Source organism: Apilactobacillus intestinapis, assembly GCF_049166695.1.
GTDB classification, from domain to species: domain Bacteria; phylum Bacillota; class Bacilli; order Lactobacillales; family Lactobacillaceae; genus Apilactobacillus; species Apilactobacillus kunkeei_C.
Window position 1 is genome coordinate 82,325 of record NZ_JBMHFD010000003.1, and the last position, 26,687, is coordinate 109,011.

The window sequence follows — 26,687 nt, forward strand, 5'->3', positions numbered from 1 at the left end:
CTATTTTATTTTTATTGGATTATTATTACAAGATGAGGTGAGAAAATGAAAAAAATTATAAATAGACTAACCGCTAAGAATATTTTGATGTTAGTGATTAGTTTTGTTTGTATGTTCTTTTTAACAACAGCTTCGCCGTTCTACGAATTTAACAGATCAGTAGATGCGAATACAATGTATACTGTTGGAAAAGGATTACTACACGGATTACTTCCCTATAAAGATTTATTTGATAATAGGGGACCATTAATTTACTTAATTCATTCCGCGAATGCAATCTTTTCATACAACTCATTTACATTTATCTATGTAATTGAATCATTGTTGTTGTTCCTAGATATCGCGTACATTAACAGAATTCTATCAATGAAATTAAGTGCTAGAACAGCAATGTTCTGTAGCTTCTTATTTATCCCATTGGCATTTACCAGCCGTATTTTCTACTATGGTGACTTACCAGAAGAATACGCTATGACCTTTGTATTAATCTTGCTATACTCATGTATTCAATACAACTGGTTTGAAATGCCACGTCGTTACTACATAGTTAATGGATGCTTTGTTGCAATTCTATTTTGGATTAAATATTCATTAGTTATTCCATGGGTAATTTTCTTTATTTATGTTGGTTTAGCATGTCTATTCACTAAACGCTTTAAAAAGTTGTTTGTGATCATCTTAGACGCGTTAATCGGATTCTTATCCATTACATTACCAATCATTATTCTTTATTGGGCCACAGGAGCCTTAAAATTCCTATTTAACGACTACTTCTACCTAAACTTGACACATTACCATGTGCAAAACGCATCGTTCGCATACACGCTTTTTAAGATGGAATACCCAACATTTGGTTTTTCACATCACCTAGTGATTATTCGAACTGTTTACTACCTAATGATTGCACTATTCATTTGTGCGGTGGTTAGATACATGCGTGAAGCCAAGATGCACGATAGTAACAAGGTATTACTTGTCCTAATTGTCTTCATCGATATCCTAGCAACTTACGAAGTTGGTGGCGCTAGTTTTTCATACTACCTATTCGCGTGTGAACCATTCATCATCTTCTACTTGTTCGAATTAGGATTACTAGTCGATAAGTATCTATATAACAAGAAGTATTTAATCTGGGCATTATCCGTAATTGCTTTATTGGGAATCTTTGTTACAAACAGAAATTACCGTACAAGCTTACATTACTCAAAGCCTAGCCAATCATATCAATATGAATATTCAAAGATCATCAATAAGTCTAAGGATAAGTCATTATTGAACTACCGATTCCTAGACGTGGGTCTATACACCTACACGAGAACCCATGCTGATAATCGTTTCTTTATCAGAAATAACATCACATACAGACCAATGTATGATGCACAACGTGATTACTTACATTCACTAAAATACAAATTCGTAGTTACCAAGTACCGTAAGGGCTGGAGACTATGGAAAGCTGATACTAAATTCCTAAAGGAACACTACATCAGACTTCGTCACATGAGATTCAACAATCAAGATCATAGTGAAGGTTGGATTGACCTATACGTAAGAAAATAGCACAAAAAAAGAGGACTCAAACGAGTCCTCTTTTTTGTGGTTTTAATTATTCATTATCATTTGATTTAACTTCGGCTTGTTGGTTTCTAGTGTTATGGTGCATACCATATACGAAGTAGATAACCATACCGATGATGAACCATACAAGTGCATAAATCTTAGCGTCGTTGTCTAGACCCCAGAATACGGCTAGTGATGCTAGGAAACCTAGAGCAGGCATAACAGGGAAGAATGGTTCTTTGAAGCCAGGCATGTTGATGTCTTTTCCTTCACGTTTTCTAAGTGGATAAATACCAATTGAAACGAACATGAAAGCGATTAATGTACCAGCTGAAATTAGTTGTGATAGAAATGTAAATGTTAGAAAGGCACCGATAACAACTGAGATAACAGTCATAGTAATGATTGCATTTAGTGGAAGGTGACTCTTCTTGTTAACCTTACCTAGGAACTTAGGTAGCATTCCATCTCTACCGAATGAGTACAGTAGACGTGAACCTGCCATCATCATACCGATTAGGGCAGTGAACATACCTACAACGGCAATAATTTGAACAACTGAAGCAACGATTGGATGACCAGCTTGACGTAGGGCCCAACCAACTGGTTCTGCGTTACCAGCGTAGTTAGTGTACTTGAACATACCAACTAGGACTAGTGATACGGCGACGAATAGTGTAACAGCAATTACTAGGGAACCAATGATACCTCTAGGCATTGTCTTTTGAGGGTTCTTTGCTTCTGCTGAGTTTGCAGCAATTGAATCAAAACCAATGTATGATAGGAAAATTACTGAAACACCAGCGTAGATTCCACTGAAGCCACCAAAGTTAGTACCATCGGCATTAACATGGTGAGCAGGAATAAATGGAACGTAGTTTGCGAAGTGGATGGCAGTAGCACCGACAACAATAAATACTAATACGGCAGCTACCTTTAAAATTACTAATACATTTTCAACACGAGAAGTTTGCTTGTCACCACGTGTAATTAAGAACATTACGATCAAAATTACAACAACGGTACAAATATCAACTAATCCGCCTTTTGCACTGACAGGGTTAGCTAAGTATGTAGGGAAGTTAATTCCAAGTGGTGCAATTAGACCTCGGAAGTTAGCCGATAATCCAGCTGCAACAAAGGAAACAGCGATGAAGTATTCTGCTAGAAGTGCCCATCCGGCAACCCAACCCCAGAATTCTCCAAAAACAACGTTAATCCATGAATATGCAGAACCGGCAAACGGCATGGCTGAAGCCATTTCTGCGTAAGATAAAGCAACCAACCCAGCAACAATCGCTGCAAGTAAGAAAGAAATAGTTACCGCAGGACCTGCATTGTTTGCAGCCACGATACCAGGAAGGGTGAAGATAGCAGTAGAAACAATTGTTCCAACTCCTAAAGCAAGGAAATCCTTTGTAGTCAATGATCTGACCAAGTTAGAATCCTTTTGCTCATAGACACTAGGGTCTTCTTTTCGATTCATTCGTTTGAATAGATTCGCCATAAAAATTACCTCTTTTCGTATGTATAAACAAGATGGCATCTCGTTTATTAAAAAATGATTAGAAATTGATTATATTTTAATCGTTTTTGTTAATTTGTCAAATGGTGTTTGTAAATAATAAACAAACGTAATTAATATTTTAACATGAAAATAGCCACCCTTGAATAGCAAAAGGGTGGCTAAATTAGTTTTAATATGAATTATTTCGCTTTCTTATTAAATCTAACAAAGTATAGGATTGTCATTAATGCTAAGAAGACGATTCCTACAATCAATGGAATTCTTGTATCATCATTGAAGAACATAAATACTAAAGTAACGAATAGTACTAGTAATGTTAGATAGTTTGAGAAAGGTGCTAGTGGCATCTTAAATGGATGACCAACTAGTTTTTCAGGATGTTGCTTTCTAAACTTAAGTTCTGACATGATAATTACGAACCATGGAACCATACCTGGAAGAACAGATGAACTGTATACGTATACGAATACTTGGTTTGCTCCCTTGTAGAATAGAGGAAGAACTACGTTTAGAATAACTCCCAATAAAATACCAGTAGCAATTGAGATAACAGAGATGTATGGCACACCATGCTTGTTAATCTTGTTGTATCTGTCAGGTAATTGACCTTGTTGTGCTAATAGGTATGACATACGGCTTGAACTGTAAATTGCTGAGTTAGAACCTGATAGAGCGGCTGTTAAAACAACAAAGTTAATGATTGAAGCTGCAGCAGTAATACCTACTTGTGAGAATGTTTCTACGAAAGGTGAACCAATGTTTGCAATCTTATCCCATGGGTAGATTGATAGCATTACGAAGATTGATCCAATGTAGAAGATTAAGATACGACCAATAGTGTCTTGGATAGCCTTAACTAAAGTCTTCTTAGGGTTTTCAGCTTCACCAGCAGTAACACCAATTAATTCGATTCCTTGGTAAGAAGCGAATACGATTGATAGTGCGAAGAAGAATCCTTTGAAACCACCAGTAAAGAATCCATGTGACCATAGGTTAGAAATACCAGTAGGGCCAACACCATTGAAACCTAAAACAATGATTACTAAACCGACAATGATCATTGCGATAATAGTAACAACCTTAATTAAAGCGAACCAGTATTCCAATTCACCAAAGGCACTAACTGAGATTAAGTTGGCAATACATAAGAATACTACCGCGATAATACCAGGTACCCAAGATGGAATTGATGGCCACCAGAATTGCATGTAAGTACCAATAGCAATCATTTCTGAAATACCAACAACAACCCATTGGAAGATGTTAGACCAAGCGGTCAAGTAACCGAACACGGGGTGCATGTATTCAGAAGCGAAATGTGAGAATGAACCACTAATTGGGTTATCGTATAACATTTCACCTAAAGCTCTCATAATTAGATATAAGAACACACCAGCAATTGCATATGCTAGCAATACAGAAGGACCAGTCCATTCAATTGTGGACTTGGCACCCATAAATAGACCAACCCCGATTGTTCCCCCAAGGGCGATCATTTGCATCTGTCTAGAACTTAATTTACGTTCTAGTTTCTTTTCTTGCTTTTCTTCTGCCAATATATTTCACCATCCTGTAAGAAATTATGTAATAAAAAACCTAGTACTACATTGTCTATTGTACTAGGGATTTTATAAAATTGCATAACCAATACAATATATTTAAATAATTTTTAAATAATCGCTAAAATTGCTGGCATATTGCATGGGTTTGACTTCACGACGATCTTGCTGACAATCGTTAAAAATTCCCCAGTAAGATTTTTTACTTACATAATTCTAATGTTTATTATTTAAGAAATGTTATTACATATTAAAATTAATGTCAAGGAATTTAACAATTGATGAATTTTATTCAACAAACGTCGCAGATCCTATTTGTTGTTTTGATTGAATTTTACGAAGTATAGAATTGTCATGATTAATAGGAAGAAGATTCCGATAATCAAAGGAATTCTAGTAGAAGGGTTAATGAACATGAACACCAAGGTAATTGCTAAGAAGATTAGCGTAATGTAATTACTGATAGGTGATAGTGGCATCTTGAATGGATGATTCACTAATTCTTCTGGATGTTGCTTTCTGAAACGAATTTGAGATACCAAGATAACAACCCATGGCACCATACCTGGTAGTACAGATGAACTGTAGACGTACACGAAGATTTGGTTTGCTGATGGGAAGAAGATTGGTAGTAAAACGTTTAGGAATAGTCCAATTAGAATCCCTGCTGAAATACTAATTACTGAGACATATGGGACACCATGACGGTTTAACTTCTTGAATACCTTTGGAAGTTGACCTTCTTCAGATAGTAAGAATTCCATACGACTAGCACTGTAAATTCCTGAGTTAGATCCTGATAGTGCAGCGGTTACCACAACGAAGTTAATGATTGAAGCAGCCGCGGTGATACCTACCTGTGAGAATGTTTCTACGAAAGGTGAACCGATTTGGCTAATCTTGTCCCAAGGATAAATACTTAGGATAACGAAAATGGCACCGATGTAGAAGATTAGGATACGACCAATGGTATCTTGAATGGCCTTCACTAGTGTTTGCTTAGGATTTTCAGCTTCACCGGCAGTTACACCAATTAATTCGATTCCTTGGTATGAGGCAATTACAATTGCTAGGGCGAAGAAGAATCCTTTAAAACCGTTTGCGAAGAAACCATGACTCCAAATGTTTGAGATACCAGTAGGGTGAATACCATTAAAACCAAAGACAATGATGACCAAACCAATGATGATCATGGCAATGATGGTAACAACTTTGACTAGGGCGAACCAGTATTCTAGTTCACCAAAGGCACTTACTGATACTAAGTTGGCAATACATAGGAAGACAATGGCGATGATTCCTGGTAACCAGGTTGGTAAATGAGGCCACCAGAATTGCATGTATGTACCAATCGCAATTACTTCTGAGATTCCAACAACGATGTATTGGAAGACATTACTCCATGCGGTTAAGTAACCGAAAACGGGGTGTAGGTATTCTGAGGCAAATTGTGAGAATGATCCAGTAACTGGATGTACATATAACATTTCACCTAGCGCACGCATGATTAGGTATAGGAATAATCCTGCGATTGCGTAGTCTAGTAACACGGAGGGACCAGTCCAACCGATTGTAGACTTGGCACCCATGAATAGGCCAACCCCGATAGTTCCACCTAGCGCAATCATTTTCATATGACGGGCGCTAAGCTTTCTTTCTAACTTATCATTATTTTCTGACAATACTTCCACCTTCTTGAATTTATTTGAGGTGGGGAAACAAAAAACGCCTCTGACACTTATGTGTCAGGGACGTTAGTATTAACGTGGTTCCACCCATCTTTAGCACTACGGTTAAGTCCATAATGCCCTCATATTAGTCATTAAAAATAATATCGATTTAATAGAAGAGAAAAGTGGTAACTATTTGAATGCGATAGATTACTTACAGAAAAATGTAATCCTCTCTGGAAAGCACCATCAAATAGACATGTCTTTTCTTAACAACTAATATTGTATACTAATAAAAGACAGGTGTCAATTACATAGTGACAAAACTATTTGTCGTTTTCGTTAGTTTTTTCCAAACGGTGTTGTAAATCAACAATGGTGTCCATTGCGTCAGCGAATTCGTCATCGCTGTAGTTTAGACGGTTTAAGCAACCTTGAACTGATTCCAAGATTGGTTCTTTGTTGTCCTTACCTAATTGTGTTAAGTGAATTAGGACGCGACGTTCATCAGCTTTATCACGGTTTCTTGTAATCCAGCCAGCTTTTTCAAGACGTTTTAATAGAGGAGTCAAAGTACCGTTAGAAAGACCTAGCTTTTGGCTTAGGTAGTTAACAGTCACTCCGTCGTTTTCCCATAGTGATAATAGTGTAATGTATTGAACGTATGTTAAGTTGAATTTTTCTAGAGGTTCTTGATAGAACTTGTTGAATAGTTGATGTGCACGAGAAATTTGGAAACAAATTTGATCGTTTAGAGTTACTTCTTTTGGCATAATGCAAAACTCCTTTCTTTCGTTCGGTGAATTTTGTCTAGCAAATGATTATATTGTATACAATATTAAAGAATATCACTAAATTGAAATTGGTCAACAAAATAGGCACTGTGATTTTACTCACGGTGCCTATTTGAGTGCAATATATAAGGAATATTATGCAGTTTGTAATTTTTGCTTTTTGTTTTTCTTAGCTTGGCGTTTTGCGATTAGTTCATCATCTGTTTTGAACTTTCTGATAAAGACAAAGATGATAAATCCAATTACAAAGAAGATACCGGCGTAAACAATTGAACCGGCAATGATTTGGTTCAATGTTAGACGAGTCATCATGTGCTTCATACCATCTTGAATTTGTTTTTCAACGAAGAAGAAGTTGAATGGGTTCCAAATTAATTGACGGTTGTTGTAGATGAAGATCATGAAGATTCCGGCAATGATTTCTGTAATGTAGTTTAATGCAACACCAAAAGCGATGGCACCGTACCAAGTCTTACAAAAACCGATAACCATGATTACGAATGATTCAAAAATGAATACGTAAGCAATGTTACCTAATGTTGCCCATTGTAATTCTTGTGCTAGCTTACCAGCAAAGGCACTTTCAGGAAATACAAGGTACTTCATGAAGATGATGGTTAGAACTGATAGGGCAAGTAGGATGAAGTATCCAATCATGCAAGTGAAAATCTTCGAGAAGAAGATGGTAATCTTGCTGTGGTTTTCCATGTTTTTACGAACTTGTTTGTTACTGTCGACACCTGCAAATCTGGTTGCAGTAATGATAGTAGCAAGTAGTTCGATTACAGGAGTAATTCCACCAAATGAGTTCATTAGTTTGTAACCATCTAAGGTTCTAGTGTCTTTCCCAATAACAGCCATTAGGATAGTAACGATAACTAAGAAAACTGCCATTGCAAGAAAAATAAGACGATTTTTCTTGTTCATTTCTTGTTTTAATAAATCAACCAATATGTTGGCCTCCAAATCTTTATTCGAAATTAATCAATAACAAGAGTTTATCACTTTTAGGCCGTTCATTCCAATAAAAAAAGCGACTAACCAATAATTAAGTCGCTTTTTTCTACTATATTATTATTAGACATTACGACGGTTGTAAACAACGTAAGTAATTAATAGGAAGATAATTCCCCAAATGATTGATCCAACTTCTAATTGAGTTACTGACAATCTTGATAATTGTGAGTATTCAGGAATTGAGTATTGTCTTAGGATGTTTAAGAAGTTAAGTGGGTTGTACTTAATCCATTCCATCTTGTCTACAAGAATGTTTAAGAATACGTTAATAACATTTGATACGAAGTAGAAGACGATACCAAAAGCAATCGCAACAGCGTTACTCTTAAAGATGTTACTGATTAATAGGACGATAGAAAGCATTAAGAATAGGTAGAAAGCCATTCCGATAAGGTATCCGAAAATATCATGCCATAGGAATGCACGGTTTTCATTGAATAATACATTTGCAATTGCAGTTGAAATAAAAGTGATTACTACAAGGTAAACAAACATAAATACCATAGTGATTAGTTTGGAAATTAAAATCTTACCACGAGAGAATTGACGAGCAAATAGGTACTTAACAGTGTTGTTTGCGAAATCCTTAGTTAATAATGAACTAGCAAAAACAATCATCGCGATTAAAACCATTGATAGTCCATTACCAAAAACTCGTCCACTGGTATTTATAGCACTAAGAGCAGTTCCACCGTTGTGATAGAAGTATCCACTTAGTAGAGTGATTGCTAGAACAACGATACCCCAGCCAATGTAAAACTTACCGTGTAATTGTTTGTATAGTTCTTGTCTGATTAAAGTTAACATTATTTAGCCTCCTTGTTGTTATCGCTTGATAGAAGCTTCAATAGTGATTCTTCTAGGTCAGTTTGGTTTCTTGAAACATTTTCAATTTCGATTCCTGCTTGGTTCAATGCTGATAGACCAGCGTTCATTGCAGTTGAATCATTGTTGTCTTCGATTTCAACAGTCTTATCGTAAATAGTGGCAGTAAAACCTGCTGCTTCAAGAGCACTCTTAGCAGCGTCAGTGTCTTTAACTTCGAACTTAATAGTCTTAGGACCTTCTGATAGGAATGACTTAGCGTCTGACTTCTTGATTACCTTACCGTGGTTAATTACTACATAGTAATCAGCGATACGTGATAATTCATCAAGTAAGTGACTTGAGATAAGGATACTAATGCCACGTTTTGATAGTTTTACAAGTAGGTCACGTAAATCATGAGTTGATTGAGGATCTAGACCGTTCATAGGTTCATCTAGGATAAGTAGCTTAGGGTGGTTAAGCAATGAAATGGCAATTCCTAGACGTTGCTTCATACCTAATGAGTACTTCTTAGCCTTACGATCGGCAAATTCAGTGATTTGAGTTTCTTCCATAATTTCTTGCATTTCTTCAGCGGTGGTAGAACCGTCATTGAAAAGCTTTAGGTTTTGACGACCAGTTAGGTTCAAGTATGGAGCAGGTGATTCAATCATTGAACCAACGTTTTCTAGACTGCTACGCTTGTTTTTAGTTAATTCTTTTCCATCAATTTTAATGTTACCTGAGTTGTAGTCGGTTAGACCAACAATGCTCTTCATAATAGTAGACTTACCAGCACCGTTTGGTCCGATTAGACCAAGAATGGTACCTGGTTCGATATCAAATGAAACATCGAATAGTGCTTGTTTTCTTCCGAAGAACTTGTTTAAACTTTGAACTTCAAGAGTTTTCATAGTGCATCTCCTTATAATGATAGTTAATTACTTATGTAACTAACTGTATACATTTTTCTTTTAAAAGTCAATTCTTTTTCATGAATCTTAAAAAAGTCTTAAGAGCTTTCAGATCAGACTTAAAGGTAGTTTTGTTTCACGTCTGAAATAAAATGTAACATTACTGTAACATAACTCTAACAAGATAGTAAAACTGGTTAGTTATGTTATTCAAGTAATTTTAAGGAGGGAAAACATTATATGCATTCGAATAATAAGATGATTACCTTTGCAGTATTGGTATCATTATTGATTGCGACATTGTTTTTAATACCACAAACCGCAAAAGCTGATTCAGTTGCTACACCAACTACACCAGCTCAAACAAAGACCGTTCAAGGAACCGCTAAGAAGAAAGCTGCTAAACATGTTAAAAAGGTACGTAAACACAAGAAAGTATCTAAGAAGGCTAAGAAAGTAGCAAGAACTCACAAGAAAGCAGCTAAGAAACACACTGTAAAACGTGTTAAGAAGCATGCCGTAAAGAAAATTGTTAGTTCAAGACGTATCAAGAAACACTCAACTTACAAAGTAAGAAAACATTTATCAAGAGCAAACGCTGCTGCTAAAGCATGGATTGCTAACCATGAATCAGGTGGATCATACACCGCATCAAACGGTTCATGTTACGGTAAATACCAATTATTAATCAGTTACTACGGTGGTAACTTATCTCATAAGAACCAAGAACGTACTGCTAACAACTACGTTAAGAGTCGTTACGGATCATGGGTAAATGCCAAATCATTCTGGTTATCACATAACTGGTATTAATAAAAAGAACCCCGAATAGGGTTCTTTTTTTATACTCTTTAACATCTAGTATTGAAAACTAGATTACATAGTTATATAATTAAATAAACATTAATTGAGGTACTTTATTTATGAACAACGACTTAAAACAAAAGACTACCGATTCAGTTAAGCAAAAGTTTAACTGGATTAAGGATAAAACATACTACCTATTAAACGAAATCTTTAGTGCAATCACCCACGGAATTGGGGAACTACTTGCTATAATTGGTGCTGTCGCATTGATTATTCATGGTGTTCACGTTGGTGGGGCAATGAGAATTACTAGTTTTGTCATTTACTCAATCACATTAGTAGTTTTCTACATTGCTTCTACCATGTTTCATAGTCTATATTTTACGCGTGTCGAAAAGCTATTCCAAATCTTTGATCACTCAGCAATCTACCTACTAATTGCTGGAAGCTACACACCATACTGTCTAATCGCTATTGGTGGTTGGCTAGGTTGGGTCATCCTAACTGTAATCTGGATTATGACTGTGTTAGGAATCATCTACAAGGCCTTGTGGATGGGTAAATTAAAGACACTTTCTACTATTATTTACGTTGTAATGGGGTGGATGTGCCTACTAGGAATCGTCAAACTATATGATTACCTAGGAATTCACGGTTTCTTATTACTACTATTTGGTGGAATCGCATTTACTGTGGGTGCATTAATCTACAGTATCCCAAGAATTCCATTTGGACACGTCATTTGGCACGTCTTTGTAATGATTGGGACCATCTTAATGTACTTCTCAATTTATTTCTATGTATAAAAAATAACGCTAGGTTAGATATTCTAACTTAGCGTTTTTATTTTGCACTGAATAGGTTTAACAAAACGACACCGATGATGATAAAGACAATACCAATCATGCTCATGACGTTAATTTGTTCCTTGTACACTAAAGATGCGATTGCGGTGGTGGCAAGAATTCCTAATGCACTCCAGTTAGCATAGGCGATGTTTAGCGGAATCTTAACCATTGCAATTGATAAAAAGTAAAAACATAGTGCGAATGAAATTAGCGATCCAATTGTTGGCAGTATCTTAGTAAAACCCATCGACATCTTTAATAGGTTTGTACCGATGAGTTCACCAATAATAGCGAGCGCTAAAAATAAGTAATAAAACATATTAATTTACCTCATCGAAAAATAATATTATGCTGATACTTAAATAATATCACTTAACTTTTTATTTGTTCATTAAAAAAATTTGAACAAAAAGGTTTACTAACTAAAAGTAAGTGATATAATATAAATTAATCAATCAGATATGACAAAAGGAGAGACTTAACATGAAAACAGAACTACTAGATTTACAAAAGAACCGTCGTACTATTTACGCTTTAGGTCGTGACGTTGAACAAAGCCAAGATGAATTAGCAAACTTCATCAAAGCTTCAATCAAGGAAGCTCCATCAGCTTTCAACAGCCAATCAACTCGTGCCGTTATCCTATTTAACGACAACCAAGACAAGGTATGGGACATTACTTTAGACAACTTAAAGCCACATTTAAAAGATGACGATGCTCTAAAGGCAACTACTGACAAGATCAACGGTTTCAAGAATGGTTACGCAACTATCCTATTCTTCACTGACATGGACGTTGTTCACGGTCTAGAAAAGAACTTCCCAGCATACGCTGACAACTTCTACGACTGGTCAGAACAAGCTCAAGGTAACGCACAATACGCTGTATGGACTGGTTTAGCTGAAAACGGCCTAGGTGCTAACCTACAACATTACAACCCACTAATCGACGAAGACGTTGCTAAGGAATTCGATATTCCAGCTAGCTGGAGATTACGTGGTGAAATGGTATTCGGTTCAATCGAAGCACCTGCACAATCAAAGGATTACATGGACGACGAAGATCGTTTCAAGGTATTCAAGTAAGAACAATCCCAATAAATAAAAATATAAATAAAAAAGATAGGTCGTATGGAACTGCAACTATTATTTTGAACAAATAAATAAAAGCATCTTTCTAACTATTTAATTGGGCAACTGATTTTCTGTATTCTACAGGGGATTGGTTGCCTAATTTTGTTAGTATTCGTTTATTATTCCAAAATTTGATATAATTATTTACACACTTGATTGTATCAGCTAAACCTTTAGGTTTAGCTTGTGTGTATATCATTTCAGTCTTTAGGTTGGCGTGAAATGATTCGATGATGGCGTTATCAGCTGGCGTTCCTTTTCGGGACATGCTTCTGATGGCGCCTTTTTTACGTGCTAATTCATAAAATTCACGTGAAGTATAAGTGGAACCTTGATCACTATGAATAATAGCTCCATTTAAATAGCCTAATTGATTTAATGTATCTAAGGCCAATTGGGTATTTGGATGATTAGAAATTTTATGAGCAATGATTTCCGAATTAAAACTATCCATTATTGTAGAAAGGTATAACATCTTATTTCCGCATGGAATATAAGTGATATCAGTAGTTAATTTACGTTTGGGTACACTAACGCTCCAATCACGATTGATTATATTATCAAATTGTTTGAATGGATTACCAGGTCGATGGGATCTTTTACGTTTTATACGACACCCCCAACCATATTTAGCCATAATTCTTTGAACTTTACTAACACTGCATTTTAAGTACTTATTAATTAGTGCATGAATTTTACGATAACCATATAAAAACTTCGTTTTTATACATAGTTGTTGAATCTCCCGTTCAATCTGATTTAAATTAAAATGATCTGCATGCTTTTTATGATAGTAATAGGTACTTCTAGATATATTAAGATACTGACAAATTCTAACTAAAGGTATTTTGGATGTAAAAGTATCGATTAATCTAATAGTATCTTGGTTTACCACAGCCCTTCCATGATTAAATATTTTTTTATAACTTCAAGTTCTTCTTTCATTTGTTTAATTTCCATGTCTTTTATGACATCACTAGGTAGCTCCAAATTACCTTTATTATATTTATATTGCTTTCCAGGTTTTTGATTTAAACGATAATAATCACCGTTTCTTACATATTTACGCCACGTATAAATTAAACCATCACTCTTTAATCCCAGCATTTTACAAATCTTTCTACCTGGAACACCTTCATTAAGAAGCCGGACGGCTTCTAGTTTAGTTTCATATGAATATCTATTATTAGCCATACAAAAAACACCTCCGAATTATGTTATTTTATCAAATTAAAATAATCATTTTATCGAAAGTGCTTTTATTTATCTGTTCAATATTATAACTTCAGTTCCTATGACCTATCTTTTTTATTGTTGTTTTGTTCCTTTTGTACCACGTTGGTTAGTAGGCTTCTTGTCATCTTTGTTTGACTTATCACCTAAATGACGCTTCTTTGAAAGTTCCTTAAGTTGTTGTAATGCCTTCGCATTCTTAATGCTTTCAGGTGTTAGCTTGTGGTTGTGGGAGAAGTTTTCAACACGTTCGCCCAATTCGTAGTACCAAGGACGAGTCTTGTGAGTAGGATATGGAATGATTACCAAGTGATCCTCAACATATTGACCTAGGTAAATTTGGGCAATTTCTTTGTGTGAATCCTTCGCTAATTGTTCAATCCAGTCCATGTCGTGGCCCATCTTTTCTAGGACTTCGGCATTAACTGTCCCATCTGTAATGATAGGGTAGCTTAGTGATTCATCACCGAATGTGGTAACAGTAAGTTGTCCATTTTGTTCTAGGACAGCTGACTTAACGTCTTGGAAATTGCTAATCCCCTTAGTTCTTAGTTTGAATGCTAAATCGGCTGCCGACATACCATTCTTTAGGGCAGTATCAACGTTAACGATACCGTTGGTAATGATGTTTTGTGGTTCACCATTGAAAATCCGATGGAATATCGAGAACTGACGACTAAGGATACGACTGGTAAAGATAACCAATGACCAGATTAACAATACGATGAAGAATTGTAGTGTGCTGATTTGTTGGTTGTAAATCATACCCCCGATGATACCCCCAAGAACATAGTTTTGAATTTGATCAACCGCGTTAGAAGGAGCCAAGTTTCCTTTACCAGAAATGTTAATTTGAATTACTAATACGACGAATCCGATTAAGAACTTAAATAGGATTACCAAGTATTCCTTGTTCAAGTCACCAATTTGAAGTGATGGTTTGTCGTGATAAGTAATATTGGTAGGAATTAATTGGATTGGTTGAAGTTGGTAACTGTTAAAACTGGAGTTGAAAGTTGCTTGGTAGAACTTATCTCCAACCTTAACGGTCATGCCATTAGTTAATTGAGGGGAGCTAACGTAAATCTTTGATGTAGAAATATGTTTGCTTCGACTAATGGCCTTAACCATTTCAGTAGTTTGAGAATTTTGCGACGAAGAGTTGCGTTGTTGCAAAATATTACTGAATCCGATACTGATTGATAGTATCGCAATCAAAATCATGGTAATAAATATGTCACGATATTTTAAGTTGGTTCTATCGCGCATGTATTTAAAACCGTTAAAAATAATCATTAATCCAACAATTACCGCTAGTGCTAATAACAAATATGTAACGATAGTATTTGGATGGATTAAGTAGTCATATGAATATAAATCCATGAAATCACCTTATTCTTAAAAGTTGTTAAGTATAGTTCTAATTATAGAACGATTTATATTATAAAACCATTGGATGTAACATTTAGGTAACATTTTTTCATGTTTTTGAAATACTTTTGTTCCTGTTATGTAGCATTTTGTAGCTATACTTTAGTCATAAGTTAAGAAAGTATAAAATTTTTAAAAGCGGGGAATAAAGTGCTATGAACAAAACAAAAACGAAAAAGACAATCATGTTAATAATGTTGACTGTTTTGGCGATGGCTACATTGTTTGCAACCGATGTTACCAACGCAAGCGCTAGCAAAGTTCATCATAAGAGAACACACAAGGTATACAAAAAGAAGAAGGCTAAGAAGCGTCACGTCGCAAAGAAGCCTAATCATAAGAAGAAAATCAGAAAAGTGGCCTACAAGAAACCAGCTGCTAAGAAGAAAGCACGTAAGGTTGTTAAGAAGGTTACACACAAGAAGGCTCGTAAGTCAGGATTCTCAAGTCTATATAGATCAGCTTCAAGTAAGTTAGGTCACCCATATGTATATGGTGCCGTGGGTCCATATAGCTTTGATTGTTCTGGTTTTACCCAATATGCTTACCGTCATGGTGCGCACAAATACTTGGCAAGAACAGCCCAAATGCAATACAACACCAACAGACATGTAAGTAGAAAACACATCAAAAAAGGTGATTTGGTATTCTTTGGTTACAGTCGTAATTCAATTTACCACGTAGGTATTTACATTGGTCATGACAGAATGATCGATGCACAAAACCGTGGTGTTATTACAGAAAAGATTCATGAACCTTGGTGGCCAGTTGCTGGCTACGCTCGAGTAGCTTAATACTTTAAAAGACACGACATAGCGTCGTGTCTTTTTTTGTCTAAAACCAAAACTAAGTTATGGTAAGATATTAATAATACTAGAGATAGGAAGGATACCAATGGAAAAACTATACTGGGATCAAGTCGAATACAAAAAGCAAAAAATCTATTTTACCTGTACCAGAAAGGGGATTAACTTCATTAATAACCCCAATACAGGAATTTCCAATATTTATAACTTTTACCCTAAATTAGATGCTGAATTCGTATTTAATCGTAGGAAAACAGAAGAATACAAAATTCAACTTCGCGAATACATCGATGGAACTCGCAGACACTTTGAGGTACCAGTCGATTTATCAACTAGCGAATTAAACGAACAAATCTATCAAAAGATTGATGATATCAATTATGGCGATACCATGGATATCAAGGAGTTCTGTGATACATATGGCTTTAAGGAGTCAGACGTACAAGATGCAGTGGTTACTAATCCGTTAATTCTGATTATTCCAACCCATCGTATTTTAAACGTCGACTATTCAGAAGGCTACCGTAAGTTAGCCGACTTTAACAACTTGTTACTAGATTTAGAGAGAATAAAATAGCAACATCGAGGAGAGAATATAAATGAAGAAACTACCTGAGAGCGTCAAAACAGTATGGTTATATTCAGCCATTATTACCATTATTGTCGAAATCATTATCTTCACCATTGCCACAATTGTCGTGAAGTATTTGGACTGGAAATACGTTGAATACATCCTACCTGTCTTAGGAATCATTTTAGTGTTATTGGCGCTAGTGGACATGATTTCAATCCCATACCGTTATGCTTTTCATCAATACGCCATCTATGAAGATCGTGTTGAAATAAAAAAAGGTTTTATCTTTAGAGAACAAGCCACTGTTCCGATTGCTCGTGTGCAAAACGTTGATATCGAACAAGGCCCAATTCTAAGACATAAGAACCTGTATGAGATTAGCATTTATACTTCTGCTGACAGTCATGAAATTGCTGCAGTAACCAAGGAAGAATCAGAAAACATTAAGACCCAAGTGATGAGATTAGCGATGGAGGCCAGAAATGCAAGATAAGCACCTAAGTCCATTAAACTTAGTGAGTCGTCTTGAAGACACCTTGTTAGCGATGTTTTTAGCTTCTTTTATTGGCGATCCATTACACATTAATAGCTTTAAATTAGGAATTATATTCGTAATTGTTACGATAATATGGGACATTCTTTCATACCTTTGTTTTACCTATTCAATTGAAGATAAACAAATCGTAATCAAGAAGGGTGTTATCTTCAAAAAAGTCATCCACGTTCCATACGCCAGAATCCAATCGATTGAACACAGTCAGTTCTTTTTATTTAGACCCTTTGACGTTGAAAAACTACAAATTAACAACGCTAGCAAGAGTGGTTCTCGCGATCAAATCATTTTGAGTGCTGTTAAGACTAATGTTGGTGCGATTTTAGAAGAAAAGCACAAACAATACCAAAACCAAGATATTGGTGCTAACGATGAAGTAGAAAAGACTGAGGTTGCAAAGATTGAGGATAAGGCCGAAGAAGAAACAACTAAAAGCAGTGATTATGCTCAATACAAGATTTCTACTAAGGACATTGCGCTATATACCTTTACTAGTTTTAGGGTCTTCATTACGATGTTTTTGATTGCCCACATTACCCATGGGGCAGTGTTAGATTTCGCTATTAGCATCTACCAAAAGGGCTTTGGCTCTAACATGGTTAGCTTGATTGCCTTCTCAATCATGGCGATTATAATCGCGTTATTACTATCGTTTATCTACACGATGTTTCAATTCTATGATTTTACCCTGGTAAAAGAGGGTAAGTATCTTGAATACGAAAAAGGACTATTTACTAGAAACAAGGTTCGACTATCCACCGACAGAATTCAAAGTGTTTTGGTAGAGCAAAATGTGATGGGAAAGCTGCTAAAGATTATGACCGTCAAGATTATCATGGCTTCAGACGGGAATGACGCTGAATCATCACAAGCGGTGGTATTACCAATCCTAAATTCACACAAGTACACTGAAATGATGAATGATTTCTTTGAATGGATACCGTTAAAAACGGTCAAAAAATTCAATTCCCGTAAACGATCAATCTGGTTGTTCTTCAGAAATTTTGATTGGATATTGTTAATCATACCAATCGTGATTTACTTTGTTGGTTGGACAACATTATCAGATTCCTTAGTTGTAATCGGTGTTTTTACTTTCTTTTACACTTTAGGTAATGCATACTTTAAGTACCGGGTTAGTTCAATTGGGTTAACAGGTGATACTAAAGATGATTACCTGATTGTATCCAACGGCTTTTTATTCAAACAAAGGACTTATTATGTTGGATGGCACGAAATTCAAAGTATGCGCTTTGAATCTAGCGTGTTTATGAAGAGAAATAAACTGGCCCACATCGTTATCAGGATTAGAAAAGGTGACTCTGCGCAAATTGCTGGAGTTCATTATATTGATTATGACGGTGCTAAAAAGATTTATGATTGGTACCGCCAATAAAAAATAGCGTAAAATTTAATTAAATCGTGTACAAACTATTGACACAAGATTTTATTCGAGTATCATAGGTACTTGTAATATAAATGAAGGGGGTTCATTTTTATGAAACTAACTATTACAGATGCAGCAAAAGAAAAGATTCAAAACAAAGTACAAGGCGACGCAAAGTTCTTCTTGAGCTTAGATGATGGTGTTGGAAATTACTCTGACGCAGGTTCATGTGCGATTGATACATCTTTTGACTTGATTGCAGTTGACCCTGATTTAGAAGACAAAGACTTTAACGCAAGTATGGATTCAGACTTAGGACCTATCTACTACAAAGACTACAGTGGATCATTCCTAGAACAAAACTTGAAATTCGACGTTATGTACAATGCATTAATCCTATCTGGTGACTCAGGTATGATTGATGGTAACGTTCCAGTTATTGATAAGAGAAAATAAAAACAATTAATTAAAGACAAAACGCTTAAAAAAACAATTATGGTAAAAAGACGACTATCTTAGATGGTCGTCTTTTTTTGAGCAAATCGTTTTATGAGTATTACCATTCTTGATAGAATTACTATTAATAAGTAAGTATGGAAAGGATGAATATAATGAGTAACGTTTTAGTAATTGGGGCCCATGGTCACGTTGGGATTCATATGGTAGAAAAGTTAGGTAAAACAGGAGATAACGTTTTTGCCGGAGTAAGAAGCGACAAGCAATTCGCTGAATACAAGGATATGGAAAGTGTTTCACCAGTTATCTTTGATTTAAACGGCACAATTGAAGACATGGCTAAGGTTTACACTGACAACGCCATTGATAAGATTGTCTTCTCAGCTGGTTCAGGTGGTGCTACCGGAGATGATCAAACGTTGATTATCGATTTAGACGGTGCCGTAAAGTCAATGCTAGCTGCTAAACAAGCTGGCATTACTCGCTACGTCATGGTTAGTGCCATGGGTGCTGACGATAGAAGCTTCTGGGCTGATTCTGGTTTGCATGGCTACTACATCGCCAAACACTACGCAGACGTTGAACTAAGAAATAGTGGCCTAGAATACACCATTGTTAGACCATCAGCTTTAACCAACGATGAAGAAACTGGTAAGGTCGATGTAATCGAACAACGAGTAGCTGGAATGAACATTCCTAGAAGAGATGTTGCTAACTTCGTTGTTGCTGTATTACACGACGACAAGACCATTAACCACATTTATGAAATCACAAGTGGAAGTAGCGACATTAACGCTGTTCTATAATAATTAACTTGTCTAAGTAGTTTTCATATGATATGGTTATCTGAGTTATTAATAGAATCAATAAATAAAAACGCCCTTGATTCAATTGAGAAACAAGGGCCCTTTTTATCTTAATTGATTGGATGGAGGTATGAAATGATAACTGTAACTAATATGGGATTACATTTTTCAGGTAAAAAACTATATGAAGATGTAAACCTAAAATTCACACCTGGTAACTGTTATGGTGTTATCGGGGCCAATGGTGCTGGTAAATCAACTTTTCTAAAAATGCTAGAAGGAAAGATTGAACCCACTAGTGGTAGTATCTCAATCGGTAAGAATGAACGAATTTCTAGTTTAAACCAAGATCACTATGGCTTTGAAGATTGCGAAGTTCTAGATACTGTAATTCAAGGACACGAAAAGCTATACAAAATCATGAAGGAAAAAGATGCCTTATACGCTAAGGAAGACTTTTCTGATGAAGATGGTGTTAAGGCTGCTGAATTAGAAGGTGAATTCGCCGAAATGGACGGATGGAACGCCGAAGCCGACGCATCACAATTGCTACAAAGCGTGGGAATTGATGAATCACTACATTACGAAAAGATGAGTGAACTTTCCGAAGGACAAAAGGTGAAGGTCTTATTAGCTCAAGCTTTATTTGGTAACCCAGACATTCTACTTCTTGACGAACCTACCAATGGTTTGGATAACCATACCATTGAATGGCTACAAGACTTCTTGGCTGATTACGAAAATATCGCCATCGTTGTATCCCATGATAGATACTTCTTAAACCAAGTATGTACAATGATGTGTGACGTTGACTTCAAGAAGATTTCACTATACGTTGGTAACTACGACTTCTGGTTGAAATCAAGTCAATTAGCCGCTAAGATGCGCCAAGATGCTAACGCTAAGAAGGAAGACCAAATCAAAGAATTGAAAGAATTTATCGCTCGATTCTCTGCTAACGCTTCTAAGTCAAAACAAGCTACTTCTAGAAAGAAACAATTAGACAAAATTACACTAGATGATATTCAACCATCATCACGTAAATACCCATTCATCAAGTTCGAAAAGGAACGTGATTTAGGAAACGACCTAGTTTCTGTAAAGGGTGTTTCAAAGACAATTGATGGTAAGAAGATTCTAGACAACATCACATTTACACTACGTCCTGGTGAAAAGACTGCCATTATCAGTAGAAGCGACGTTGCTACTACTGTTTTAATGCAAATCTTAGCCGGTAAGATGGAACCTGATGAAGGTGAAGTAGTATGGGGTCAAACTACTCGTACTAGCTACATGCCAAAGAATATCAACTCTGATTTCGAAGATGATTCATTAACCATCATTGATTGGTTAAGACAATTCGCTTCTAAAGAAGAAAGTGATGATCCATTCCTACGTAGTTTCCTAGGTAGAATGCTATTCTCTGGTGATAATATCCAAAAACAAATCAAGGTATTATCAGGGGGAGAAAAGGTCCGTTGTATGCTATCCAAGATGATGCTACAAAAGGGGAACGTATTGATGCTAGATGATCCTACTAACCACTTGGACATGGAGTCAATTACTGCACTAAATGATGCTTTAATTCCATTCGATGGATCACTAATCTTTACCTCTCACGATAGAGAATTTGTTCAAACTATCGCTGACCACATCATTGAAGTGTCTGATAAAGGGATGGTTCAAAGAGCCGACACCCACTACGATGATTTCGTAAATCATCCAGACGTTCAAAAGCAAGTCGAAGAATTATACTAATGTAGTAAAAAAGACGTGATTATCTTACTAATCATGTCTTTTTTTAATGAAATATCAAAAATATTACCAAAATGTTAAAACTTATTTACAGAACAGTTTATTCTAAGTATTTGAAATTAGTTTGTATTATATTATTAATATAAATAATAATTTATGGATGGAGTGGAGACATAATGAAGAAAATATTATCTGCACTTGGTGTGATAATGTTTTTAGGTGTAGTTATCGTCGCATTGGGCGTAGCTCATTCTGATACATCAAACGCAGAAAGTCAGAACTATACCATTAGTTCAGCGCGAAACCAAAATGCAAGAATCGTTAACAAAAACAACGTAGATACTTACGTTTCTCCTTACAAAGAAGGAGTAAAGGTGATGAAGAAGATCAATCTTCAAAACCAACTTGTTCAACTAACTCAAGTAGCTAAATTAAATAAATCTGTTTACTACAAGATTAGTTACCAAGGAATTAACCAAGGATGGATTAACTCAAGAGATTTAAGCAAGACTAGTGTCTACGAAATTCCTTTCGTATATACAAGTCAACACTTCCCATTCGATGCACCAAACGGTTGTGAAGGGACTGCCTTAAAGATGGCTCTTTCAACTAGAAGCATCGGCTTGGACAAGGGAATTAAATACTTCTTAGATAGAATGCCAAGATCTACCAATCAAAACTACGGTTTCGTAGGAGACCCATTCGCTAAGAACAACACGAGCCAAAACTGGACAATTTTCCCAAGAGCTTTAGCTAAGTACGGTCGTACTTACAGAAAGACCGTTTACAATTTCAGTGGTGCATCAAAGAACCAAATTATCAATGAAATCAAACATGGTAACCCAGTGATCGCATACACTGGATACCGTATGAAGAAGCCTACTGGACACACTCTAGTGGTTGTTGGATACAAGAACGGATTCTTCAAGATGGCAGATCCATCATCATGGAGATACCAATTCAAGACTGGTAAGAGTAATCCAGTATTCTGGGTTTCAACTTCACAATTTATGAGCCTATACAACTACGAAGGTAAGATGGCCGTTGTAGTTCGTTAATCAAAAAAAGAAGCACTCGATAAGAGCGCTTCTTTTTTTATACATATTTTTCTGTTAGTTTGATGAATTCATCAACGTCTTTTTCGATTAACTTAACTCCGGCTTCCCAGAAGTCTGGTTTGGTCAAATCAACACCTAAGTGCTTGCTTGCTAACTCTTCGGTAGTCATGTTAGCAGTATCTCTTAGTAACGAGATGTATTGATCTTCGAAGTCGTCGGTAGTTTGCGCTTTGGCGTAGATTCCTAGACTGAATAGGTAACCGAATGTGTATGGGAAGTTGTAGAAAGGAATATCGTCGATGTAGAAATGCATCTTACTTGCCCAGAAGTGAGGTGAGTAGGTAGATAGCGATTCACCATAGGCATCCTTTTGAGATTGTACCATCAAGTCGTTAATTTCATTAGCGGTTAGAACGCCGTCTTGTCTTCTTTCGTAGAAACGAGTTTCAAATAGGAAACGAGCGCGAATGTTTAGAAACATTGCGACAGGATTATCCATCTTGGCGTTTAGTAGGCTAATTTTTTCCTCATCAGTTTTTGCTTCCTTAACGTTGGCGTCAGAAACGATTAGTTCACCGAATGTTGATGCGGTTTCAGCAACGTTCATTGCGTAGTCTTGGCGGAAGTATGGTAGATCATTCATCACACTACTATGGAAGGCATGTCCTAGTTCGTGTGCGATGGTTGATGCATCGTTTGGTGAACCGGTGAAGGTTAAAAAGATACGAGCTTCGCCAGTTTCCGGTAGGTCTTGCATGTATCCACCCGGTTCTTTTCCTGGACGGTTTTCTGCTTCAATCCATCTGTTTTCAAACGCCTTTTGAGCTAGTTTAGCCATCTTAGGTGAGAAACTGTTAAATTGTTTGATGATGAATTCGGCAGCTTCATCGTATGTGAATGTCTTTGATTTTTCGTTTCCAATGTTGATTGGGGCAGCGACGTCTTCCCAGCCAATCTTATCCTTACCGATTAATTGGGCCTTGCGATTTAAGAACTTAATTAAGACGTCCTTGTTGTCGTCAACGACCTTCCACATTGTATCAAGGGTTTGCTTTGACATGCGGTTAAGTTCCAAAGGGTACTTCAAGAAATCGTCAGTACCATGGAACTTGTAGTCTAGAAGACGACTACCAGATAGGTGGTTTAATGTGTCCGCAAATAGGTTTTGTTTTTCTTCAAAGGCAGCTTCCCATTTAGGCATTAGGTCTTGGCGATATTTGGCATCTGAGTTACCCAAGATTTCGTTATCGGCTTGTCCAGCTGATAGGGTCTTAGGGTTACCGTCTTCGTCTCTAAAGTCGACGTTAACGCCGGCAATTAGTGTGCTGTAATGGTTGGACCATGAGCTTAAACCTTCTAGGTTCATTTCTGAAATGATGGTTTCTTGGGTGTCATCCAGTAGTTCTTTTCCAAAATGTCTGTTTTCATGCAAAGAAAAGGCAATGGTGTCTAGACCAGGTTGTTTGATTAGTTCATTGAAACGATCATCTGATAAATCGGCTAACTTCTTTTGAAGTAGTTGGGCGATTTGGGCGGCTTTAACATCTAGTGATTGAACCTTATCAATCATTGGTGGAACTTCCTCATTGTTTACATCGTCGGAATGTTTACCGTTTATGTACATTGAAGCTTGAATAATTCCGGCCTGAATTTTTTGTAAGAAGTCGGTTAGTTCTGAAAATCTAGAGAATTGCGCGTCATCATCATCGAATTCGTAGTCGTTAATCGCTTGGCGAAATGTTTCGATGGATTCGCCGATGACAGCTAGTTTATCCGTTAATTCCTTACCATGTAATCCCCCGGGAAAGATTGAATCTAAATCCCAGTTAAGCGAGTATTTCATATTTTCCCCTCCAAAAAACTTAATTGAAACAATTATATCAGTTTATGCAAAAAAGCCACCCAGAAATGATTATCTGAGTGACATTTTTTATAACTTCTTGTAGTCGTCTAAGAGACGTTTACGTAGTTCTTGGTTATGAACAAAGATGTATAAACCTTTCACACCACGTTTTAGTAAGACGTTGGCTGAGTTCAATACCAATTGTTCCTTAATCTTTTCAAACTCGACTGGATCATCCATGTCCTTACGTTTCTTGAGTGATTCCACATCAGTGAACTTACTCATTTCAACGTGGACGTCATCACCATCTAGATAGATTGGTGGTCCTAAGATGACTCCAACGTAGTTCAAGTCAAATCCCTGGCAGGTAAACATGGAACCGACTTCGTTTACGGTTTCTGGAATTTCTGCCCATGGGGTTTGTGTGTAGTTGTATTGATCCCATGGCATCTTGAAGTCTGGTTCAGTGACATAGTGTTTGCCACCATCAAGTGTTGATGGGTATCCAGAAGTAGAAACGATTCGAGAAAGGCCGACTTCTTGGTTTCTAGCAAAGATGGCCTTCCGCATTTCCTCAGCGTTATCAAAGATACGAAAATCGTAATCTTTCTTAGCGTCAGCAGGAAGTGGGGTGAGTTTACCATCAGTAAAGGTATTAATCCATTTGACCAACGAGTCACTGGCGGTCATTCTGAATTGATGAGTTAGGTGATATTCACCATTGGTGTATGGATCAATTATGTGGTGCAATCTGTCTAAGTTCCAAAACGATTTAGTTCTAAGAACTTGGCGGTGGTCAAATACCAAGATGGTGATTTGAGAACGCTTAATGATTTCAGATAGTTGATTATCGTAATAGAAATTATTGTAGTGATCCCCACGTGATAATAATAGGTGGGCTTCATCGATAATTGTGATATCCACATTTTGATGGTTTTTGTCGTTTTGGTTAATAAAGGAAGTAGGACGATTAAAATTCTTCTTTAAGACATTATCCTGACTTCCGGCCATCTTCTTGTAAACCTTTAGGATTTCGGGATGGTTAACCAAGAAATAGTTACTAGTTTGATATAACGGACTGCTTTTTTCATGCGACATTTGTTGGATGTCGTAGAATAACTTACTTAAAATGACGGACTTACCAGTTCCGGCATCACCGTAAATGGTGAAGACAGCGTGGGTGTCATCATTTAAGTGATTGATTGCAAACTGTTTGATTTGTTCGACTAGGCGAGATTGTTCGTCAGTAAGTTGCTTGGTTGGTGCAAGCTTATTGTCAGCAGCATTACTGTTGTCCATTGGATGATGCTCCTTTATAGGTTTTGCTTGATGTTTTCAAATACTCGATCGGATACCATCCAATCATTGTGAGTATATAGGTGAATACCGTTAACGTTGTGTTCGTACAAATCGTTGATTTGATTAACGGCATAATCAATTCCATCCTCGAGTAGATTGTCCTCTTCTTTAGAGAATTCGGGCATCTTAACATCATTATGCGCTAGGTAATCTTTTTTAAACGGATCGGTGATTGGCATAATACCAATACGGATTGGCACATTGATGCCGAATTCACGAGACTTATCTAGAAACTTATAGATTCGTTTGTTATCGAAACACATTAATGATATTAGGCTATCGACTCCAGAATTCACCTTTTGTTTTAAATACTCGATGTCTTCTGTAAGTGAGTCAGCGAGTACGTGAATATCAGGATAACAACCGGCAACGACATTGATTTTTGAATCTGTGTCTAGTTGATTCACGTATTTAATCAAATCACTAGCGTAATTAAAATCATTTTCGATACGCATATTATGATGGATATTTCCACGAACTAATAAGAAGTTACGGATGTTTAGGTCCATTAATTCATTAAAAGCTTTTTTGATTTGTTCTTTTGTATGCGTTAGTCCAGTTAAGTGGATGACAACAGGGATGTTTAAATCCGTTTGAATGTATCTGGCACATTGGACCATTTCTTCATATGAATAGCGACTAAGATTGCTAATTGAAACAAAATCAGGTTGCCATTTATGCAAATAATGCTTCATTTGTCGCAAATCACCTGGATTGGCCTCAATTTCAACAGAGAATGATTGCTTTCTCATGGAAATTTCCTTTCAACTTGAATTTATATTAACATT

26 protein-coding genes are annotated in these 26,687 nt (G+C 36.4%); 12 read left to right on the forward strand and 14 right to left on the reverse strand.

The genetic code is table 11. From position 1 onward, the window contains the following. Positions 1 to 45: 45 nt before the first annotated feature. Entirely contained in the window at positions 46 to 1,560 is a 1,515-nt protein-coding gene (locus tag ACOMA7_RS03200) for a hypothetical protein (RefSeq protein WP_421391932.1), read from the forward strand. 46 nt (positions 1,561 to 1,606) lie between these two features. Here the strand turns inward: ACOMA7_RS03200 and ACOMA7_RS03205 are convergent, their stop codons facing one another. From ACOMA7_RS03205 to ACOMA7_RS03235, 7 genes are all read right to left on the reverse strand, one after another. Further along, a complete protein-coding gene (locus ACOMA7_RS03205; RefSeq protein ID WP_054608452.1) occupies positions 1,607 to 3,067 on the reverse strand; it encodes an APC family permease in 1,461 nt (486 codons plus the stop codon). Between the two features lie 200 nt (positions 3,068 to 3,267). Next, positions 3,268 to 4,590, reverse strand: coding sequence for an amino acid permease (locus ACOMA7_RS03210; protein WP_054608458.1), 1,323 nt, complete (start codon positions 4,588 to 4,590; stop codon positions 3,268 to 3,270). A gap of 368 nt (positions 4,591 to 4,958) precedes the next feature. After that, positions 4,959 to 6,281, reverse strand: a complete 1,323-nt coding sequence (locus tag ACOMA7_RS03215; RefSeq protein ID WP_034532440.1) for an amino acid permease — start codon at positions 6,279 to 6,281, stop codon at positions 4,959 to 4,961. Between the two features lie 362 nt (positions 6,282 to 6,643). Beyond that, entirely contained in the window at positions 6,644 to 7,090 is a 447-nt protein-coding gene (locus ACOMA7_RS03220) for a MarR family winged helix-turn-helix transcriptional regulator (protein WP_041153085.1), read from the reverse strand. Positions 7,091 to 7,246: 156 nt separating this feature from the next. Continuing rightward, a complete protein-coding gene (locus ACOMA7_RS03225; RefSeq protein WP_054608451.1) occupies positions 7,247 to 8,062 on the reverse strand; it encodes an ABC transporter permease in 816 nt (271 codons plus the stop codon). A gap of 126 nt (positions 8,063 to 8,188) precedes the next feature. Continuing rightward, positions 8,189 to 8,935, reverse strand: coding sequence for an ABC transporter permease (locus ACOMA7_RS03230; RefSeq protein WP_301945339.1), 747 nt, complete (start codon positions 8,933 to 8,935; stop codon positions 8,189 to 8,191). Then, positions 8,935 to 9,849: an ABC transporter ATP-binding protein gene (locus ACOMA7_RS03235; protein WP_301945340.1), complete on the reverse strand. Its 915-nt coding sequence runs from the start codon at positions 9,847 to 9,849 to the stop codon at positions 8,935 to 8,937. The genes ACOMA7_RS03230 and ACOMA7_RS03235 overlap by 1 nt, the downstream gene beginning before the upstream one ends. Before the next feature lie 240 nt (positions 9,850 to 10,089). On the opposite strand from ACOMA7_RS03235, the gene ACOMA7_RS03240 reads away from it, so the two are divergent. Both ACOMA7_RS03240 and trhA read left to right on the forward strand, forming a co-directional pair. Next, positions 10,090 to 10,662 (forward strand): aggregation-promoting factor C-terminal-like domain-containing protein, encoded by a 573-nt coding sequence (locus tag ACOMA7_RS03240; protein ID WP_301945341.1) that lies wholly within the window; start codon positions 10,090 to 10,092, stop codon positions 10,660 to 10,662. Between the two features lie 110 nt (positions 10,663 to 10,772). Beyond that, positions 10,773 to 11,462 carry a PAQR family membrane homeostasis protein TrhA gene (trhA, locus tag ACOMA7_RS03245; protein WP_081006933.1) on the forward strand — a complete coding sequence of 230 codons (690 nt, stop codon included), beginning with the start codon at positions 10,773 to 10,775 and terminating at the stop codon, positions 11,460 to 11,462. Positions 11,463 to 11,499: 37 nt separating this feature from the next. Here the strand turns inward: trhA and ACOMA7_RS03250 are convergent, their stop codons facing one another. Further along, positions 11,500 to 11,823, reverse strand: coding sequence for a DMT family transporter (locus ACOMA7_RS03250; protein WP_041153081.1), 324 nt, complete (start codon positions 11,821 to 11,823; stop codon positions 11,500 to 11,502). A 164-nt stretch (positions 11,824 to 11,987) separates the two neighbouring features. Here ACOMA7_RS03250 and ACOMA7_RS03255 point away from each other — a divergent pair, with 164 nt between their 5' ends. Beyond that, positions 11,988 to 12,590 carry a nitroreductase family protein gene (locus tag ACOMA7_RS03255; RefSeq protein ID WP_421391940.1) on the forward strand — a complete coding sequence of 201 codons (603 nt, stop codon included), beginning with the start codon at positions 11,988 to 11,990 and terminating at the stop codon, positions 12,588 to 12,590. A gap of 91 nt (positions 12,591 to 12,681) precedes the next feature. Here the strand turns inward: ACOMA7_RS03255 and ACOMA7_RS03260 are convergent, their stop codons facing one another. The 3 genes from ACOMA7_RS03260 to ACOMA7_RS03270 all read right to left on the reverse strand — a co-directional run bounded on the left by ACOMA7_RS03260 (position 12,682) and on the right by ACOMA7_RS03270 (position 15,254). Beyond that, positions 12,682 to 13,533 carry an IS3 family transposase gene (locus ACOMA7_RS03260; protein WP_263518577.1) on the reverse strand — a complete coding sequence of 284 codons (852 nt, stop codon included), beginning with the start codon at positions 13,531 to 13,533 and terminating at the stop codon, positions 12,682 to 12,684. Beyond that, positions 13,527 to 13,832 (reverse strand): transposase, encoded by a 306-nt coding sequence (locus ACOMA7_RS03265; RefSeq protein WP_034534761.1) that lies wholly within the window; start codon positions 13,830 to 13,832, stop codon positions 13,527 to 13,529. Before ACOMA7_RS03265 ends, ACOMA7_RS03260 begins: the two co-directional genes overlap by 7 nt. A 114-nt stretch (positions 13,833 to 13,946) precedes the next feature. Beyond that, on the reverse strand, positions 13,947 to 15,254 hold the full coding sequence (locus tag ACOMA7_RS03270) for a DUF3290 family protein (RefSeq protein ID WP_301945344.1): 1,308 nt from the start codon (positions 15,252 to 15,254) through the stop codon (positions 13,947 to 13,949). Positions 15,255 to 15,457: 203 nt separating this feature from the next. Between ACOMA7_RS03270 and ACOMA7_RS03275 the strand changes: the two genes are divergently transcribed. The 8 genes from ACOMA7_RS03275 to ACOMA7_RS03310 all read left to right on the forward strand — a co-directional run bounded on the left by ACOMA7_RS03275 (position 15,458) and on the right by ACOMA7_RS03310 (position 22,697). After that, a complete protein-coding gene (locus tag ACOMA7_RS03275; RefSeq protein ID WP_421391945.1) occupies positions 15,458 to 16,096 on the forward strand; it encodes a C40 family peptidase in 639 nt (212 codons plus the stop codon). Between the two features lie 100 nt (positions 16,097 to 16,196). Next, positions 16,197 to 16,685, forward strand: coding sequence for an MGMT family protein (locus ACOMA7_RS03280; RefSeq protein WP_301945345.1), 489 nt, complete (start codon positions 16,197 to 16,199; stop codon positions 16,683 to 16,685). Between the two features lie 22 nt (positions 16,686 to 16,707). Then, positions 16,708 to 17,175 (forward strand): PH domain-containing protein, encoded by a 468-nt coding sequence (locus tag ACOMA7_RS03285; RefSeq protein WP_301945346.1) that lies wholly within the window; start codon positions 16,708 to 16,710, stop codon positions 17,173 to 17,175. Then, positions 17,165 to 18,631: a PH domain-containing protein gene (locus tag ACOMA7_RS03290; RefSeq protein ID WP_421391949.1), complete on the forward strand. Its 1,467-nt coding sequence runs from the start codon at positions 17,165 to 17,167 to the stop codon at positions 18,629 to 18,631. Before ACOMA7_RS03285 ends, ACOMA7_RS03290 begins: the two co-directional genes overlap by 11 nt. Positions 18,632 to 18,733: 102 nt before the next feature. Then, complete coding sequence (locus ACOMA7_RS03295; protein WP_034532401.1) at positions 18,734 to 19,078, forward strand: iron-sulfur cluster biosynthesis family protein; 345 nt, start codon at positions 18,734 to 18,736, stop codon at positions 19,076 to 19,078. A 155-nt stretch (positions 19,079 to 19,233) separates the two neighbouring features. Continuing rightward, positions 19,234 to 19,884 carry an SDR family oxidoreductase gene (locus ACOMA7_RS03300; protein ID WP_421391953.1) on the forward strand — a complete coding sequence of 217 codons (651 nt, stop codon included), beginning with the start codon at positions 19,234 to 19,236 and terminating at the stop codon, positions 19,882 to 19,884. 135 nt (positions 19,885 to 20,019) lie between these two features. Further along, on the forward strand, positions 20,020 to 21,642 hold the full coding sequence (locus tag ACOMA7_RS03305; RefSeq protein WP_034532404.1) for an ABC-F family ATP-binding cassette domain-containing protein: 1,623 nt from the start codon (positions 20,020 to 20,022) through the stop codon (positions 21,640 to 21,642). 173 nt (positions 21,643 to 21,815) lie between these two features. Beyond that, positions 21,816 to 22,697 (forward strand): C39 family peptidase, encoded by an 882-nt coding sequence (locus ACOMA7_RS03310; RefSeq protein ID WP_301945349.1) that lies wholly within the window; start codon positions 21,816 to 21,818, stop codon positions 22,695 to 22,697. Between the two features lie 37 nt (positions 22,698 to 22,734). On the opposite strand, the gene ACOMA7_RS03315 is transcribed toward ACOMA7_RS03310, so the two are convergent. The 3 genes from ACOMA7_RS03315 to ACOMA7_RS03325 all read right to left on the reverse strand — a co-directional run bounded on the left by ACOMA7_RS03315 (position 22,735) and on the right by ACOMA7_RS03325 (position 26,651). Then, the gene (locus ACOMA7_RS03315) at positions 22,735 to 24,540 is read right to left on the reverse strand and encodes a M3 family oligoendopeptidase (protein WP_421391958.1); all 1,806 of its coding nucleotides are present in this window, start codon (positions 24,538 to 24,540) and stop codon (positions 22,735 to 22,737) included. Between the two features lie 87 nt (positions 24,541 to 24,627). Further along, entirely contained in the window at positions 24,628 to 25,839 is a 1,212-nt protein-coding gene (locus ACOMA7_RS03320; RefSeq protein ID WP_421391960.1) for a DUF2075 domain-containing protein, read from the reverse strand. Between the two features lie 14 nt (positions 25,840 to 25,853). Beyond that, a complete protein-coding gene (locus tag ACOMA7_RS03325) occupies positions 25,854 to 26,651 on the reverse strand; it encodes a methylenetetrahydrofolate reductase (protein ID WP_421391963.1) in 798 nt (265 codons plus the stop codon). Positions 26,652 to 26,687 lie beyond the last annotated feature (36 nt).

What these genes read in the sequence shown, in the direction of transcription:
- ACOMA7_RS03235 (WP_301945340.1), bottom strand. Translation starts at nt 9,849, where the DNA reads ATGAAAACTCTTGAAGTTCAAAGTTTAAACAAGTTCTTCGGAAGAAAA.
- ACOMA7_RS03310 (WP_301945349.1), top strand. Translation starts at nt 21,816, where the DNA reads ATGAAGAAAATATTATCTGCACTTGGTGTGATAATGTTTTTAGGTGTA.
- ACOMA7_RS03285 (WP_301945346.1), top strand. Translation starts at nt 16,708, where the DNA reads ATGAAGAAACTACCTGAGAGCGTCAAAACAGTATGGTTATATTCAGCC.
- ACOMA7_RS03290 (WP_421391949.1), top strand. Translation starts at nt 17,165, where the DNA reads ATGCAAGATAAGCACCTAAGTCCATTAAACTTAGTGAGTCGTCTTGAA.
- ACOMA7_RS03220 (WP_041153085.1), bottom strand. Translation starts at nt 7,090, where the DNA reads ATGCCAAAAGAAGTAACTCTAAACGATCAAATTTGTTTCCAAATTTCT.
- ACOMA7_RS03295 (WP_034532401.1), top strand. Translation starts at nt 18,734, where the DNA reads ATGAAACTAACTATTACAGATGCAGCAAAAGAAAAGATTCAAAACAAA.
- ACOMA7_RS03210 (WP_054608458.1), bottom strand. Translation starts at nt 4,590, where the DNA reads ATGCAAATGATCGCCCTTGGGGGAACAATCGGGGTTGGTCTATTTATG.
- ACOMA7_RS03230 (WP_301945339.1), bottom strand. Translation starts at nt 8,935, where the DNA reads ATGTTAACTTTAATCAGACAAGAACTATACAAACAATTACACGGTAAG.
- ACOMA7_RS03250 (WP_041153081.1), bottom strand. Translation starts at nt 11,823, where the DNA reads ATGTTTTATTACTTATTTTTAGCGCTCGCTATTATTGGTGAACTCATC.
- ACOMA7_RS03240 (WP_301945341.1), top strand. Translation starts at nt 10,090, where the DNA reads ATGCATTCGAATAATAAGATGATTACCTTTGCAGTATTGGTATCATTA.
- ACOMA7_RS03305 (WP_034532404.1), top strand. Translation starts at nt 20,020, where the DNA reads ATGATAACTGTAACTAATATGGGATTACATTTTTCAGGTAAAAAACTA.
- ACOMA7_RS03255 (WP_421391940.1), top strand. Translation starts at nt 11,988, where the DNA reads ATGAAAACAGAACTACTAGATTTACAAAAGAACCGTCGTACTATTTAC.
- ACOMA7_RS03265 (WP_034534761.1), bottom strand. Translation starts at nt 13,832, where the DNA reads ATGGCTAATAATAGATATTCATATGAAACTAAACTAGAAGCCGTCCGG.
- ACOMA7_RS03320 (WP_421391960.1), bottom strand. Translation starts at nt 25,839, where the DNA reads ATGGACAACAGTAATGCTGCTGACAATAAGCTTGCACCAACCAAGCAA.
- ACOMA7_RS03315 (WP_421391958.1), bottom strand. Translation starts at nt 24,540, where the DNA reads ATGAAATACTCGCTTAACTGGGATTTAGATTCAATCTTTCCCGGGGGA.
- ACOMA7_RS03270 (WP_301945344.1), bottom strand. Translation starts at nt 15,254, where the DNA reads ATGGATTTATATTCATATGACTACTTAATCCATCCAAATACTATCGTT.
- ACOMA7_RS03325 (WP_421391963.1), bottom strand. Translation starts at nt 26,651, where the DNA reads ATGAGAAAGCAATCATTCTCTGTTGAAATTGAGGCCAATCCAGGTGAT.
- ACOMA7_RS03300 (WP_421391953.1), top strand. Translation starts at nt 19,234, where the DNA reads ATGAGTAACGTTTTAGTAATTGGGGCCCATGGTCACGTTGGGATTCAT.
- ACOMA7_RS03200 (WP_421391932.1), top strand. Translation starts at nt 46, where the DNA reads ATGAAAAAAATTATAAATAGACTAACCGCTAAGAATATTTTGATGTTA.
- ACOMA7_RS03205 (WP_054608452.1), bottom strand. Translation starts at nt 3,067, where the DNA reads ATGGCGAATCTATTCAAACGAATGAATCGAAAAGAAGACCCTAGTGTC.
- ACOMA7_RS03275 (WP_421391945.1), top strand. Translation starts at nt 15,458, where the DNA reads ATGAACAAAACAAAAACGAAAAAGACAATCATGTTAATAATGTTGACT.
- ACOMA7_RS03215 (WP_034532440.1), bottom strand. Translation starts at nt 6,281, where the DNA reads ATGAAAATGATTGCGCTAGGTGGAACTATCGGGGTTGGCCTATTCATG.
- trhA (WP_081006933.1), top strand. Translation starts at nt 10,773, where the DNA reads ATGAACAACGACTTAAAACAAAAGACTACCGATTCAGTTAAGCAAAAG.
- ACOMA7_RS03280 (WP_301945345.1), top strand. Translation starts at nt 16,197, where the DNA reads ATGGAAAAACTATACTGGGATCAAGTCGAATACAAAAAGCAAAAAATC.